This window comes from Terriglobia bacterium (assembly GCA_020072815.1).
Classification (GTDB): domain Bacteria; phylum Acidobacteriota; class Terriglobia; order Terriglobales; family Acidobacteriaceae; genus Angelobacter.
Map to the genome: position 1 here is coordinate 58,251 of JAIQGE010000002.1, position 15,425 is coordinate 73,675.

Below are 15,425 nucleotides of genomic sequence, written 5' to 3' on the forward strand. Positions count from 1 at the left end.
CAGAGGTCAACGATCATTAGGCTTGGGTCAATGGGCTTTGGGAATGTCCTAACCGGCGCTGTGGCTTGCTAATTCGCGTCCTCAGGTACAACAAAGCAGGAAGCTGCGGCCATCGAAGTAAGTAAGACCAACTTTTCCACCAAGAGGGGCTCATCTTTGCCACTTTTCCGACCAGCGCTCCTGGCGTATGTGTTATGCCTGGGTGTCTGTGCAGGACAGCAGCCGGCGTCCGTCCAGGCGCCCGCGGCCAATCCCGCGCCGCAGCCGGAAACCGGTACCCCGGACGACCTCAACAGCTTGCAAGGCCTGAAAGTAGCGCGCGTGGAGATCAAAAGTCCCGGCGTGGAGCATCCGGAGTGGTTTCAGCCTTTGCTGCCGCAAAAAGTGAACGAACCGCTGGACAAATACAAGGTGCGCAGGTCCGTCCAGGTGCTCTATGACACCGGACGTTTTGCGGCAATCCAGGTGGAAGCCCAGCGCACCCCCGCAGGCGAAGTGACGCTGACGTTTGCCGCCCGCGAAAGCTTCTTCTTCGGCTCCATCACCGCGGAGCACGCGCCGTCTCCTCCCGGTGACAGCCGCCTGGTCAACGCCAGCAAGCTCACGCTGGGCGAGCAATTTACAGAAGATAAGATTAAGACGGGCATCGCCGCCATGCAGCGGTCGCTGCAGGAAAACGGATACTACCAGGCTACTATCACTCCTTCTTATGAGTGGGACTCCCGCAACCGCCAAGTCGCCGTCCATTTCTCCGTGAACAAAGGCAAGCCGGCGCGCGTGGGACTGATTAAGGTCGGCGGATCGCCCGGATACACCGCCGAGGAAGTCCGCAGTATTGCCAAACTACACAACGGTAACCGCGTGACCGCCAGCCGTCTCACCAAGGCCCTACAGCGTCTGCGCAAACGCTTCCAAAAGAAACAGCGCCTGGAAGCCCAGGTCACCTTGACGCAGCGCGACTACCATCCCGAGTCCAATACCCTGGATTACACCTTTGAGATTTCCGGCGGCCCTATCGTGGACGTTAAAGTAGAAGGCGCCAAACTGCGCCGCGGGCTGATCAAAAAATACGTCCCGGTTTACGAAGAGAACGCCGTGGATGAAGACCTGCTGCAGGAAGGGGCGCGCAACCTGCGCGATTATTTCCAGACCAAAGGTTACTTCGACGTGCGCGTCACCTACACGCAGCAACAATCACAGGATGGAGGCCGGCGGTCCGTGGTCTATAAAGTGGAGAGGAACGATCGCCACAAGTTCGCCGAGCTGACCATTGAAGGCAACCACTATTTTCGCCCTGAAGACATTCGCGAGCGCATGGTGATCCAGCCCGCGGGCGGTCTTCTGGTCCACGGGGTCTTCAGCCAGTCGTTGCTGGCGCGTGACATCCAGGCGATTGAGAACCTCTATCGCGGCAGCGGTTTCCTGCAGGTGAAGGTCACGCCTGCCGTGACCGGAGCGGACGAAGGCAGACGCAGCTTCCTCAAGGTCAAGCTCACCATCCAGGAAGGGCCGCAGACCACCGTAGGCAAGCTGGACATCACGGGAAACTCGGCGATTTCTGACGATGACATCCGCAAGCTCATCGCCGCCACCGAAGGCCAGCCGTACTCTGACGCCACCATCCTCAGCGACCAGACGGAGGTCATGGACGCCTACTTCAACAAGGGATTTTCCAAAGTCCAGTTTGAATACGCCACCCAGCCCGAACCGGGCGACGCCACCAAGATCAACGTCACTTACAAAATCACCGAAGGCCCCCAGGTATTTGTGGACCAGGTGCTCATCTCCGGGCTGCACTACACGCGCCCCTTTGTGGTGGACCGCGAAGTCAGAATTCCCCCCGGCAGCGCGCTCAGCCAGCAGGACATGTTGAGCGCCCAGCGCCGCCTCTATGACCTGGGCATCTTCAATGAAGTCAACATGGCGGTGCAGAATCCGGACGGCCAGGACACGCGCAAGAACGTCAACTTTGAACTTTCTGAAGCCAAGCGTTACACCTTCAGCTACGGCGGCGGCCTGGAAGTGCAGACCGGCCAGCCCACGGGAACCACCAGTCCGCAAGGCCAAACCGGCGCGAGCCCGCGCGTCTCATTTGACATCACCCGGCTGAATTTCCGCGGGCGCGCTCACACTCTCAGTCTAAAGACCCGCTACGGAAATCTGGAGAAGCTGGCGCTGCTGGGCTTTGAAGCGCCGCGCTGGTTTGATTCGGAAAAACTTTCTCTGGCCTTCACCGCTTTCTATGAGCAGACCAATGACGTGCGCACTTTTACCGCGAAACGGCTGGAAGGTTCCGCGGAGATCAAGCAAACGCTGAACAAGGCCACCACCTTGCTCTACCGCTTTATTTATCGCAAAGTCGCCACAGACAATCTGGCCATCAACATCAACGCCGTGCCCTTGTTCTCTCAGGCCGTCCGGGTCGGCATGCCGGACTTCAGCTACCTGCGCGATACCCGCGACAATCCCATCGACTCCCGCAAAGGGTCTTTCACGGCGGCTGACATTGGCGTCGCATCCGGGGCCTTCGGGTCGCAAGCCAGCTTTGTGCGGCTGGTGGTGCAGAATTCCACTTACTACCAGTTCCACAAAAGGCGCTGGGTGTTCGCCCGCTCCACCCGCATTGGAATTGAAGAGCCGTTTGGCAACACCAGCGCGGCCATCGTTCCCGCCGGCGCCGTGGTCCCCTCCACCACCCACTTCATTCCTCTGCCGGAACGTTTTCTCGCCGGAGGCAGCACCACGCAGCGCGGCTTCGGCGTGAATCAGGCCGGTCCGCGCGACTTGTCCACCGGCTTTCCCCTGGGCGGCGAAGCCCAGTTCATCAACAACCTGGAACTTCGCACGCCGCCCCTGCCGCTGCCGTTCGTCGGCAACAATCTCAGCGTTGTGCTGTTTCATGATATGGGCAACATCTTCGCCACGCCCAAGGACATGGTTAACAGCTTTTACAAGTTTCATCAGCCCAACCGCAGCACGTGCTTGAATCCAGCCTTACAGACCTGCAATTTCAATTACGTGTCGCATGCGGTGGGCGGCGGCGTGCGCTATCGCACGCCCATCGGCCCGGTGAGCTTTGATTTGGGATACAACCTAAACCCGCCGGCATTCCCGGTTTCGGTCCCGATCCAGCCCTCCCCGCCTGCTCCCCCAGTGCAGCCTTTTTCGCAAGTGCTGCGGCACTTCAATTTCTTTTTCAACATAGGACAGACTTTCTGACATCTTAGTTAATGATGACGCGCGCTCTCCAATTCGTGCTCCTGCTGCTGGTTTCCGCCGCCTGCTCCGCCCAGATTGTGGACCGCATGGTGGCCGTGGTGAACGGCCGCGTGATCCTGCAGAGCGAACTGGACCAGGAAGTGCGCGTGGAGTTCATGATGCAAGGCGCTCCGCTGGCCAAGCGCACGCCGCAGGACACTCTGGCTGCGCTGGACCGCTTGATTGACCGTGCGCTCCTGGACCAGCAGATCATGAACACCGCCATGGTGGACCCCGCTCCCGAACAAGTGGCGGAACAAGTAAAGAGCGTTCGCGCCCAGGTCCCGGGCGCCGCCACCGACGAAGGCTGGAAGAAGCTGCTTCAGGACTACGGCTTGATCCGGCAGGATATCGAAGACTACGTGACGTCGCAGGTCCGCCTGCTGAGCTTCATTGACCTGCGGTTCCGCGGGCTGGTGCGCGTGGACAAGGTCGCCATCACGACTTACTACCAGGAAAAGTTTCTGCCCGAGCTGCGCAAGCAGGGCCACCCGGAACAGCCGCTCGCGGACGTCTCCGGCCAGATTGAAAAGCTGCTGGTGGACCAGAACATCAATGAAATGCTGAACACCTGGCTGCAGACCCTGCGCTCCCAGGCCCGCATAGAAAAAATGGTGGCCGCCATCTCCGCCGCGTCGGGAGAAGCCAGCGGAGTCAATCAGTGACTGCGCCTGCGGCCGCGCTCCCCGTCAAGCCCCGGCGCTCGCGCCTGCGCAAGGCCGTCCTGGTGCTCTTTCTCGCGGGCGTGGTCGCGCTCGTGTTTTACTTGAACAGCGCCGGGTTTCGCGAGTCGGTCCGCGCCCGCGTGGTGGCCGAACTCGAGCAAATCACCGGCGGCAAAGTCGAAATTCAGTCCTTCACCTGGAAGCTTTCCGCGCTGCGCTTTGTCGCCGGCAACTTGACCATCCACGGGAAAGAGCCGCCGGGCGAAGCCCCGTACCTTCATGCTGACCTGGTCACCGTGGAAGTGAGAATTGTTTCTTTTCTTTCCCGCAAAGTGTCCTTGAGCAAAGTGGTGGTTGACCATCCGGTGGTCCACCTCATTGTTTATCCTGACGGCTCCACCAACCAGCCGGCGCACAAGATTGCCAGTCTTTCCACGCCAACGCAGCAGCTCTTTGACCTTGAAATTCAGCATATGGAGATCAGCAACGGCACGCTGGTCTTGAATGAAGAACAGATTCCGTTCGCTATGGACGGCGACCGTGTTTCCCTGGGTATGAGTTATTCCGCCAAGGACAAGGGTTATGACGCGCGGCTGGCTATGTCGCTGCGCGCGGTGCGCTACCGTAATTCTTCGCCGCAAAGCGGTGACCTGGAACTTGGCCTGCTCCTGCGTCCCACGGAAACGGAGATCAAGTCCCTCAAGCTTTCGTACGCCGCGGGCAAGCTGCAGGCGACCGGCGCCCTGCGCAGCTACAACAACCCGGACGTGCGCCTGCAATACACCGCCACGGTGGAACTGGTGGATGCCGCCAGGCAAGCTCACATTTCTGAAGTGCGCGCCGGCAAGGCCAACCTCAAAGGCGTGTTCCTCTACCAGAACGGACGTTACTCCACCCAAGGCGACCTCACGGTCCGCGGGCTGGAATGGCATGACGCGGAATGGCGCGTCGCCGGAGTGGACGCGGAGTCGCCGTTTACTCTGACGCAGGACAAGCTTGCTCTTCCGCGCCTCGCTCTGCGCGCCTTCGGCGGGAGCATAAAGGCGGACGTACAGGTCAGCAACTGGAACAATCCGGCAGGGAACAAGAAACTTCCGCCGCAGAAGGGCGCCGCCACGGTTGAGCTGTCAGGGTTGCAAGTCAGCCAGGTCGCTGCCGCCGTGTCCACCCCGCACTTGCCGCTCGACCAGATGTCGCTTGCTGGAGGTATATCAGGACAACTCAAAGGATCGTGGTCCGGCGCCGTTCGAAACGCTCTGGTGGAGATCAAGCTGGGCGTTGCGCCGCCGCCTGACGCCGCGCCGGAACAAGTTCCGGTGACCGCGCAGTTCGCCGCCACCTACCATGGCGACGCGCGCACCCTGGACGTTGCCACCTTGAACTTCTCCACCCGTGCGCTGCACTTGACCGCCTCTGGGCAGTTGGGATCGGAATCGGCGCAAGCGAAGCTCATCGCTACCTCCACGGACCTCCATGAACTCAAGCCCGCGCTGGCGGCGATGAGTCCGGGCACGCGCATTCCGCTGTTGCTGGAAGGGCACGCCTCCTTCAACGGAACGGTCTCCGGAAAGCTGGATGCCCTGGCTATGCGCGGACGCCTGGAGCTGGAGAACTTTGATTCGGAGCTGGCGCCGCTGCGGCTTTCCGCCGTCCCCGGTGAAAGCCGTTTGCGCCGCGTTCATTGGGATTCCCTGACAGCCGACGCCGTGTACTCGCCTTCCATCATCAGCATGCAACATGGCGTGCTGCGCCGTGGCAAAGCCAAAATTGATTTTTCCGGTTCCGCGGTTTTGCACGCCGGTGTGCTCGATGAAAAAACCAGCCACGTGGATGTTGCATTCCGCGTGCAGGAAGCGGGTCTGGAAGACATTCAGACGCTGGCCGGGCTGAACTATCCCGTGGCCGGTCTGGTGGCAGCGGAGGTGCGCGCGTCCGGCACCACGGTCAACTTGCGCGGCAGCGGAAACGTGCAGATCAGCAAGATGACGGTCTTCGGCGAGCCCTTCAAAAGTTTTCGCAGCCAGGTACAGATCGCCGGAATGGAGCTCCAGCTTGCCAACGTTGCTCTGGCCCACAACGGCGCGCAGGTCACCGGAGAGTTGGCTTACAACTTTGATTCGCGCGCTTTCCGCTTTGACCTGAAGGGCGACAACATTGATCTGGCCACGCTGCAGCGTTTTGAACTCCCCCGCTTCGCCGTGGAAGGCATAGCTTCATTTCACGCCACCGGTTCCGGAACGGAAGAAGCGCCGGTCATCGCCGGTCAGGTTGATTTGCGCGATCTCAAGGTGAACCACGAGACCGTGGGCAGCATGAGCATCACGGCGGAAACCAAGGGCGCCGATATGCTGTTGCGCGGCCGCTCCAAGTTTGAGAACGCCACTCTTGCCGTGGATGGCAGCGTGCAGCTCCGCAATGATTTTCCCGGCCAGATGACCCTGGAGTTCGCCCGCCTGGATTTTGATCCACTGATCAGCGCTTACGTGCAAGGCCCGCTCACCGGACACTCCTCGGCCGCCGGGACCATCAGCCTGCGCGGTCCCTTGCGCCGCCCGCGCGACCTGGTGGTGACCGGCAACATCACCCAGCTCGCCGCCAGTTGGGAAAACGTCAAGTTGCAGAATGATGGTCCTATCCGTTTTTCCATGGAAAATGAAGTGGTCCGCGTAGACCAGTTCCACCTGGTGGGCGACGATACGGACATCACCATGACCGGGGCCGGCCACATTTCCGGCGACCAGTCACTCGACCTGCGAACCCGCGGCCGCTTTGACATGAAGCTGCTGCAGGGTTTCAACTCTGACATTCTGGCCAACGGCCCCGCGGCCTTCACCGTGGACATCCGCGGCAGCGTGGCGCATCCCTTGCTCAGCGGCCGGCTTGAGCTCAAAGACGCCGGCGTCTCTCTGGCCGACCTGCCCAACGGCCTCAGCCACATCAACGGCACCATGGTCTTTGCCCAGGACGGCGCCCACATTGAGAAGCTGACCGCGCGCTCCGGCGGCGGGGACCTGGACGTAAGCGGTTTCCTGGCGTATCGTAACGGCCTGTTCTTTGATCTCACCGCCACCAGCACGGACGTGCGCCTGCGCTATCCTCCGGGCGTGAGCGCTTCCGCCAACGCGCAGTTGCGCTACACCGGTTCCGCCCGAAGCTCGCAGCTCTCCGGTGACGTGGTGGTCACCCGCTTCGGCATGAACCCGCATTTTGATTTTGCCCTGTATCTGGCGCAGAGCAAGAAGACGCCGGTGCTGGCCACGCTGAATCCGTTCCTCGACAACCTGCGCCTGGACGTGCACATCACGTCCACCCCGGAACTGCGTGTGGAAACCTCGCTGGCCAAGCTCTCCGGCGATCTTGATCTTCGCCTGCGCGGCACCGCCACCCGCCCCGCGCTGCTCGGCCGGGTGAACATCGCGGAAGGCGACGTGTTTTTCAACGGCACCAAGTACCGGCTGGAGAGCGGCGACATTATCTTCTCCAACCCCCTGACCATTGAGCCCATCGTCAATATTGATATGTCGGCCCGCGTCCAGGACTACGACATCACCATTGGGTTGCATGGGTCGGTGGCCAGCGGCAAGAACCTGAGCATGTCTTACCGCTCAGACCCTCCGCTCTCCAACGCCGACATCATTTCTCTGCTGGCATTCGGCCGGACGCGCGGCCAGGATGTGTACAACGCTTCCCAGCCCGGCGGGGTGGCCCCGCAGGGCGGCAGCGATACCGCAACGGCATCGAACGCCATTCTGGGCCAGGCCCTCAATTCCCAGTTCAGTGACCGCGTGCAGCGGCTTTTTGGCGCCAGCCGGGTCAAGATTGATCCCCAGTTCATTGGCACCGGCAACAACCCCAGCGCGCGCGTGACCATTGAGCAGACCATCAACAACAACGTGACGCTCACCTACGTCACCAGCCTCACGCAGTCGGCGGAAACCGTGATCCAGGTGGAGTATGCTGTGGACAAGAACATCTCCATCGTCGCGGTGCGGGACCAGAACGGAATCCTGGGGTTTGACGTTCACATTCGCCGCCGCGCCAAGTAACACTTGCCCCGTAGTTAGTAACTATGACGACCGGAAACTCTCACGAACCCTTTACCGCCGAGCGCTTGTCCATGGTGGAAAGCCACCTGCGCCAGCGCGGCATCCACGATGAGCGCGTCCTGCAGGCCATGAGCAAGGTGCCGCGGCATGAATTCGTCGGGCAGCAGCGGCAGTACGAAGCCTACGCGGACCACCCCGTCCTGATCGGCGAAGACCAGACCACCTCGCAGCCGTACATCATCGCCGCCATGCTGCAGGCGGCGGAGATCAAGCCCACGGACCGCGTATTGGAAATCGGCGCCGGCTCCGGCTACCAGACCGCGTTGCTGGCGGAACTCGCCGCCCAAGTTTTTGCCGTGGAGCGTTACGCCACTCTGGCTGACGAAGCGCGGACCGTGCTGGCGCGCCTGGGCTACGGCAACATCACCATCGTCACCGGTGACGGCTCGCTGGGCCACTTTGCTGCCGCGCCCTATGACGTGATCGTCGTCTCCTGCGCCGCGCCGCGGGTCCCTCCGGCGTTGATTGCACAGCTTGCGCCGCAAGGCAGGATGGTGATTCCCGTCGGCGACCCTGACCAGCAAGTCCTGCAACTCGTCCGCAAACTCCCTGACGGCACAACCGCAACGCGTGTGCTGGAAAGCTGCCGCTTCGTGCCACTGATTGGGGAGCAAGGGTTTAGGGGAATCGGGTGATCGGGGCCCGATTTCCCCACAGTTCCGCTAAACTACTCCGTGGCCCTTTTCTCCAACATCAAGATCACGCTGGAAATGATCAAGTGGGAGCATTCCATCTTTGCTCTCCCGTTTGCTCTGTGCGGGGCGATGCTGGCCGCCGGAGGATGGCCCAGCGCGCCGCAACTGGGATGGATCATCCTCTGCATGGTGTCCGCGCGTTCGGCGGCCATGGCCTTCAACCGCCTGGCCGACGCGCAGATTGACGCCGCCAATCCCCGCACCGCCACGCGCGCCATTCCCGCCGGCGTGCTCTCCGCGAAGTTTGTCGGCGTATTTGTGCTGGCTTCATGCGCCATTTTTGTGGTGAGCGCGGCGCAACTGAACCGCCTGACCCTGTATCTGGCGCCGGTAGCACTCGCAGTCATACTTCTTTATTCCTACACCAAGCGGTTCACGCGATGGTCGCACCTGGTGCTGGGCTTTGCCCTGGGGATGGCCCCGGCCGCCGCCTGGATCGCGGTGCGCGGCTCGCTCGACCCCCGCATCCTGGTGCTCACCGCCGCTGTCACCTTCTGGGTGGGCGGCTTTGACGTGCTTTACGCTTGCCAGGACATTGATTTTGACCGCGCCAACGCGCTCAACTCCATCCCCCAGGCTTTTGGCGTGCCGCGCGCTTTGCTGCTGGCCCGCGTGTTGCACGCAGTCATGCTCGGGCTGCTGGCGTCGCTGGTGGTGCTGTTCGGCCTGGGAAAAATCGCGCTCGTCGGCGTGGCCGCCGTGGCTATCCTGCTTCTTTACGAGCACTCGCTGGTTTCGTCGCACGACCTCAGCAAGCTCAATGCCGCGTTCTTCACCATGAACGGCGTGATCGCCGTGGTGTTCTTCGTCTTTGTTGCCGCCGATTTGCTGATTCGCAACGCGCACTGACCATCGGCTGCAACTGCTTCCACCCGTCTTCGCGTGCCAAAACCTGCTGCAAGTTTTCCTTCCTTCAGCATTCTTGTCAGTGGGTGCCCTCTCATTCACTCCTGGCGCGGTGAGGTATAGTATTTTCCATATGAGAATCAGACACTTGGCAATTTTCGCGCTGGCCGCCGTGGCCGCGCTGGCTCAAGCCCAGACGCCTTCCACCAAGGCCGATAAGTCGAATGACGAGAAAAGTCAGCTTTGGTTCGCACAGACGGCTGCGGTGATCGCCATCAACACCCAGCACGTTGATCTCAACGGATACGCCGTCGCCTACATTGACCAGACCATCTGGACGCCCCTGCTCAAAGACAAAGATGCCGGACCGTTCCTGAAGCTGAAGGAGGCAAAGCCCGGGCGTAAGCTGGTGATTTTGATCTCGAATCCCGACAAGGCCGTGGTCGGCGTGTTCTTCGACGATGCCACGCCCGCGGGCATGGCGGTGCTCAAGCCAGGGGAGAAACTCGCAGCCGATTCCCTGAAAGAGATTCCGAAAGACGCGCTCAAAGAGACCGGCCAAAAGCTTCGCTTCGAAAATGCGGAGCTCGCCAGCGACGACGGCGACCCCATCCCCGCATTCAGTATTTCTGTAGAAAAGACACCGAACTGAGCGCCCCATGAACACGCTGCTGCGCATCCACAACCGGCCCTGGTCATCTGGCAGATGCCGGGCCGCTTTGCAGAGATTTCCTTTCGTCTCCGTGGCCGCTCTCCTCTTGTGCGGTTTGCCGTGCGTCGCGCAGCAGCCGCCGGCGGGCGGACAGAACTTGACCAGTCTGGAAGGCGTAGTCGTCAACGCGCTCACAGGCAAGCCAGTCCCGCGCGCGCTGGTGCGGATGTTCGGCGGCGTCCGGCGGGCCGTGCTCACCGGCGATCAGGGAGAATTTGAGTTTGAGGGCGTCCCCGTGGGCCATACGTCGCTCCTGGTGCAAAAACCCGGGTACTCCCAGGAAGGGACCAGCAATTTCAACTCGGCGGCAACATTTGAAGTCACCGCTGGTTCCGGCAAAGCCGTCATCAAGCTGGTTCCCGAGTGCGTGATCGCCGGACAAGTCAGCGCCGCCGATGGAGAACCGTTGGAGGGCGCCCAGCTCACGGTCCTGCATTCTGAAGTCATCGCCGGCATGCGCCGCCTGCTGCCTGCCGGCCAGGTCCACGCCACCGATGAAGACGGCAACTTCCGCGTTGCCGGCCTGGTCCCCGGCAAGTATTACGTGGCGGTCCGCGCCGCGAACGCCGCCCGCAGGATCCTGGGAGCACAGTCCGGCAAGCGCAAGCAAGCTTACCCGCCGGTACTTTATTACCCATCTGCTCTGGATCTGGAAGCCGCTGCTCTGCTCGATCTCACCGCGGCGCAGCACATGGACATCCGGCTTTCTCTCAAGCTCGAGCCCGCGTACAAGATTTCCGGCGTCATTTCCGGTATCGGCGACTGGAAGCAGGTAAACAATCCCTGGCTCACTGACCGGTCGGGCCAGATTCTGGCCTCAGCGGAGCAATTTGACCGCGCCACCGGCGTTTTTGAATTCCAGGCGGTCCCCGCCGGTAACTACCTTCTGCGTATTGGGGCGGTGCGTGAGAACGGCCAGTTCAACTGGACGCAACGCCCCATCTCCGTGGACGCCGACGTCACCGGCCTGAAACTGGCCTTGGGCGCCGCCACCGCGATCCCGGTAATGGTGCGCACGGAATTCTCATCCAAGGAATCTTTGGCGCGCTGTACAACTTTGTCCAGCGGCGAGTGCGATGCAACTCCGGTCCACGTGACCCTGTACTCGGCTGACTCCCCCTTTGCCGGTGGGGGCTATGCCAGCGACAACGTCCCCGGCAATCCCTTGAGCCGGCAGATTGCCAACGTCTCACCCGGCAGGTACATGGTCCAGGTCCATTCCTTGGTGGGCGGATACGTGCAATCGGTGCGCAGCGGCGGCGCCAACCTGTTGCGCGAAGACCTGGTGGTGCCGACGGAAGGCAGCGTTCCTCCCATTGAGATCACGTTGCGCGATGACGGCGGCACGGTGAAGGTCCACGTAAATTCTGATCAGGCTTCCGCCAAAGCCTGGGCGCTGGTGGTGTCAGAATCCGCGCCCCGCCTGAGCCCTGTCCTTCTCAACGTGGGGCCCGGCGTTGACCGCGAGTACGGCGGGCTGGCTCCCGGAGACTACAAGGTATTTGCTTTTGATTCCACTGACGGCCTGGAGTACACCAATCCCAGCGTCCTGTCGCGATACAGCTCCAAGGCCTCGCGGGTATCCATCATGCCCAAAGCCACGTCGAGCGTGAGTGCGGATTTGATCCACAAGGACGAGGAGTAGCCCGGAATGATCGCGCGCATGGCATGCTGCTTCGGCTTTTTCTTCGCAGCGATGGCCGCCGTCGCCCAGCCGGCCGCCAAGCCGCCGGCCGCGCCCGCTGGAGCTTTCCAGATCAGCGGAACATTGGTGGATTCCACCAACGACCAACCGCTGGCCCACGCGCGCGTAGCCATTGCCCCGGTCAGCGACCGCAGCGCATTTACCGCGATTGTCACCAGCGATGATGGCCGATTCGTTTTCCGCCGGCTGGCGGCGGGCAAATACACGCTCACCGCGCAGCGGCCCGGTTACCTAACGCAGTCTTTCAACCAGCATGATCAGTTTTCTTCGTCCATCGCTGTGGGCGCCGGCTTGGATTCCGGCGATCTGGTTTTTCGTCTGGCGCCGGAAGCCGCCATCTCCGGCGTGATTACTGACGAAGTTGGCGATCCGGTGCGCCAGGCGCAGGTCCTGCTGTTTCAGGCCGGGATCGCCGGCGGAGCGGACGGCGTCCGCCTGCGCAGCCGCACCGTGACTGACGATGAAGGCGCGTATCGCTTTGGCCATCTCATGCCCGGCAAGTATCTGGTGGCCGTCTCCGCCAAGCCGTGGTACGCGCAACCCGCGGTTTCTCCGGACGCCGGCGGCCATCAGGTATTTCAGCCCCAGGGCGGCGCGGTGACCAGCCACTCCCGGGAGGGTTCCGCCCCGCTCCCAGTGGACGAAAAAACCGCCGCGTTAGATGTCGCCTACCCCATCACGTTTTATCCCGGCGCCGCGGATCCGGCGGCAGGAGCGCAGATTCCACTGGCACTGGGAGAGAAAGCCATCGCCAACGTCACTCTGCAGCCGGTTCCTGCGGCGCATTTTCGCGTTTGGAGGGATGAGAAGGCAGGCCAGCAACGCTATCCTTCCTTGGAAGTCCGGCTGTTTGACACCACCGTTTCCCTGCAAAGCGAGATCCAGGCCGAATCTGCCGGCTACGTTTTCATCAGTGGCGTCGCGCCCGGACATTACAGTCTGAAGATCAACGACTACTCGAGCGGCAGCATGCAAAACATCTCCACGCGCGAGGTTGACGTAAGCGCCAGCGGCGATGTGGAAACGCCGCAGGCTGCATCGCGGGCGCAGGTGACGGTGTCCGTGCAGTTGGAAGCGGGCGCGAGGCTTGCGCCGCAGAGCGCAATCCGGCTCTATAACAAGAACACTTCAGAAGCTTTTGTGGAGCGCGCCAACAGCAAAGGCGAATTTGAATTCAAGAGCGGAGTTCCGCCGGGGACTTATGAATTGTCCATCACCAACTCGACCGGACTGTTTGTGAAAAGCGTCTCTTCGTCCGGAGCCAAACCCATTGGCCGGACCGTGGAAATCAAGGGCTCCAGTCCGCTCACGCTCGCGCTGGTGGTGGGGCTGGGCCAGGCGCAGATCAAGGGCGTGGCGCTGCGCGACGACAAGCCGCTGTCCGGCGCCATGGTCCTGCTGGTCCCCGCTGACCCCGCGCACAACCAGGTGCTCTTCCGCCGCGACCAGAGCGACAGTGACGGCACGTTCACCCTGGCTGAGGTGGTGCCCGGCAAATACACTTTGCTGGCCCTCGAAAACGGCTGGGACCTGGAATGGACCAAGCCTGCCGTGCTCAAGCCGTTTCTGCCACAAGGTGAATCCATCACCGTTCTGCCGAACGGCAAGCAGGAATTCAAGCTCAAGGTGCAGCAGGTTCCAACAGCTGGCGCACAGCCGTGACCTCGCCGAATGAACTCTACCGCTGATCCGCGCTTATCAGAGTTCATCAGCGGCAAGGGTTTTTCTCGGGTACACTTGTCTTCCCATGCGTGACCCCGTTGAACTGGAAATCTTCAAGAGCCTGTTCCACTCCATTGCGGAAGAGATGGGAGCGGCGCTGCGGCGCACCGCGTTTTCGCCCAACATCAAGGAGCGGCGCGACTACTCCTGCGCGGTCTTTGACGGCCAGGGTGAAGTCGTGGCCATGGGCGACCACATGCCGGTGCATCTGGGGTCTATGCCCATGTCCGTGCGCGCAGCGGTGGACCAGCTCACGCTCGGTCCCGGCGATGTGGCCATCCTGAACGATCCGTTTTGCGGCGGCACGCATCTGCCGGACATAACACTGGTCGCCCCGGTTTTTCTCGAGCGCGAAAAATCCCGCGCCGGCAAGGTAGAAACGAAGAGGTCCGGGCCGCAGTTTTACGTTGCTTCGCGTGCCCACCATGCCGACGTCGGCGGCATGTACGCCGGCTCCATGGGCAGCTGCCGCGAAATTTACCAGGAAGGCCTGCGCATTCCTCCCATCAAGCTGATTTCCGCCGGGCGCATGCAGAACGACGTGCTGCGCCTGGTGTTGAGCAACGTTCGCACGCCGGAAGAGCGCCAGGGTGACCTCAACGCGCAAATCGCCGCCTGCCATACCGGAGCAACGCGCTTGCGCGATATTGCCGCGCGCTACGGCATGCCCAGCGTGCAGCGTGTGATGGATGAATTGCAGGAATATTCTGAGAAGATGATGCGGGCCTTCCTGGGCAAGGTCCCGCACGGCGTTTACCAGGCTGAAGATTTTCTTGACGACGACGGCGCCGGCTCCGGTCCCGTGCGCATCGCCGCCAAGCTGACGTTTGCCGCTGCGCCGCCGGGCAAGCCGCTGGTCACCGTGGATTTCACCGGCAGCGCGCCACAAGTCGCCGGCAGCATCAACGCCGTGGAGGCCATCGCGTACTCGGCGTGCTTTTATGTCTTCCGCTGCCTGCTGCAGGAAGACGTTCCCGCCGCCGCGGGGCTGATGCGTCCCGTGCGCATGATCGCCCCGGCGGGCACGGTGGTAAACTCGCGCCCGCCTGCGGCCGTGGCCGGCGGCAACGTGGAGACTTCGCAACGCATTGTTGACGTTCTTCTGCGCGCGCTGGCCCAGGCCCTTCCTGATCGCGTGCCGGCCGGATCGTCGGGCACCATGAACAACCTCACCATCGGCGGAATGGACGAGCGCACTGGCGAGCCGTTCGCCTACTATGAAACCATCGCCGGCGGCATGGGCGCGCGTCCTGATCGCGACGGCGTCAGCGGCGTGCACACCCACATGACCAACTCGCTCAACACTCCGGCGGAATCGCTGGAATACGCGTATCCGTTGCGGGTGACGCGCTATTCGTTGCGCAAATCAAGCGGTGGAGCAGGGAAGTTTCGCGGCGGGGACGGCATTGTCCGCGAAGTAGAGTTGCTGAGCGACGCCGAAGTGACTCTGCTGGCCGACCGCCGCAGCCGCGGTCCGTACGGTCTTGCGGGCGGCGCCGATGGCGCTGCCGGACGCACCGAAGCCGTCCACCTCGACGGCCGCGTGGAATCTCTGCCCGGCAAAACCAGCGTACGCTTGAAAAAAGGTGAGCGCATTCGCATTGAGTCGCCCGGCGGCGGAGGCTGGGGAAAGTAGGTTGCGGCGAGTAGATCATGGATGCTGGTGGTGTATTCCAGCGGCAAACTACGGTGATGCTACAGTTTGAACCTGCGCGG

General features: G+C 61.9%; 9 protein-coding genes. All 9 read left to right on the top strand.

The features are described from left to right. The first annotated feature begins 156 nt into the window (after positions 1-156). The 9 genes from LAO20_04140 to LAO20_04180 all read left to right on the top strand — a co-directional run bounded on the left by LAO20_04140 (position 157) and on the right by LAO20_04180 (position 15,345). A complete protein-coding gene (locus LAO20_04140) occupies positions 157-3,219 on the top strand; it encodes a BamA/TamA family outer membrane protein (GenBank protein ID MBZ5530599.1) in 3,063 nt (1,020 codons plus the stop codon). 11 nt (positions 3,220-3,230) lie between these two features. Beyond that, positions 3,231-3,923 carry a SurA N-terminal domain-containing protein gene (locus LAO20_04145; protein MBZ5530600.1) on the top strand — a complete coding sequence of 231 codons (693 nt, stop codon included), beginning with the start codon at positions 3,231-3,233 and terminating at the stop codon, positions 3,921-3,923. Further along, entirely contained in the window at positions 3,920-7,969 is a 4,050-nt protein-coding gene (locus LAO20_04150) for a translocation/assembly module TamB (GenBank protein ID MBZ5530601.1), read from the top strand. Before LAO20_04145 ends, LAO20_04150 begins: the two co-directional genes overlap by 4 nt. A 23-nt stretch (positions 7,970-7,992) precedes the next feature. Then, positions 7,993-8,664 carry a protein-L-isoaspartate(D-aspartate) O-methyltransferase gene (locus tag LAO20_04155; GenBank protein ID MBZ5530602.1) on the top strand — a complete coding sequence of 224 codons (672 nt, stop codon included), beginning with the start codon at positions 7,993-7,995 and terminating at the stop codon, positions 8,662-8,664. A gap of 39 nt (positions 8,665-8,703) precedes the next feature. Next, a complete protein-coding gene (gene ubiA / locus LAO20_04160) occupies positions 8,704-9,573 on the top strand; it encodes a putative 4-hydroxybenzoate polyprenyltransferase (protein MBZ5530603.1) in 870 nt (289 codons plus the stop codon). A 130-nt stretch (positions 9,574-9,703) separates the two neighbouring features. Continuing rightward, positions 9,704-10,222, top strand: coding sequence for a hypothetical protein (locus tag LAO20_04165; GenBank protein ID MBZ5530604.1), 519 nt, complete (start codon positions 9,704-9,706; stop codon positions 10,220-10,222). Positions 10,223-10,229: 7 nt separating this feature from the next. Further along, on the top strand, positions 10,230-11,927 hold the full coding sequence (locus LAO20_04170) for a carboxypeptidase-like regulatory domain-containing protein (GenBank protein ID MBZ5530605.1): 1,698 nt from the start codon (positions 10,230-10,232) through the stop codon (positions 11,925-11,927). Positions 11,928-11,933: 6 nt separating this feature from the next. Continuing rightward, complete coding sequence (locus LAO20_04175; GenBank protein MBZ5530606.1) at positions 11,934-13,649, top strand: carboxypeptidase-like regulatory domain-containing protein; 1,716 nt, start codon at positions 11,934-11,936, stop codon at positions 13,647-13,649. A gap of 85 nt (positions 13,650-13,734) precedes the next feature. Further along, a complete protein-coding gene (locus tag LAO20_04180; GenBank protein ID MBZ5530607.1) occupies positions 13,735-15,345 on the top strand; it encodes a hydantoinase B/oxoprolinase family protein in 1,611 nt (536 codons plus the stop codon). The last annotated feature ends 80 nt before the right edge of the window (positions 15,346-15,425 follow it).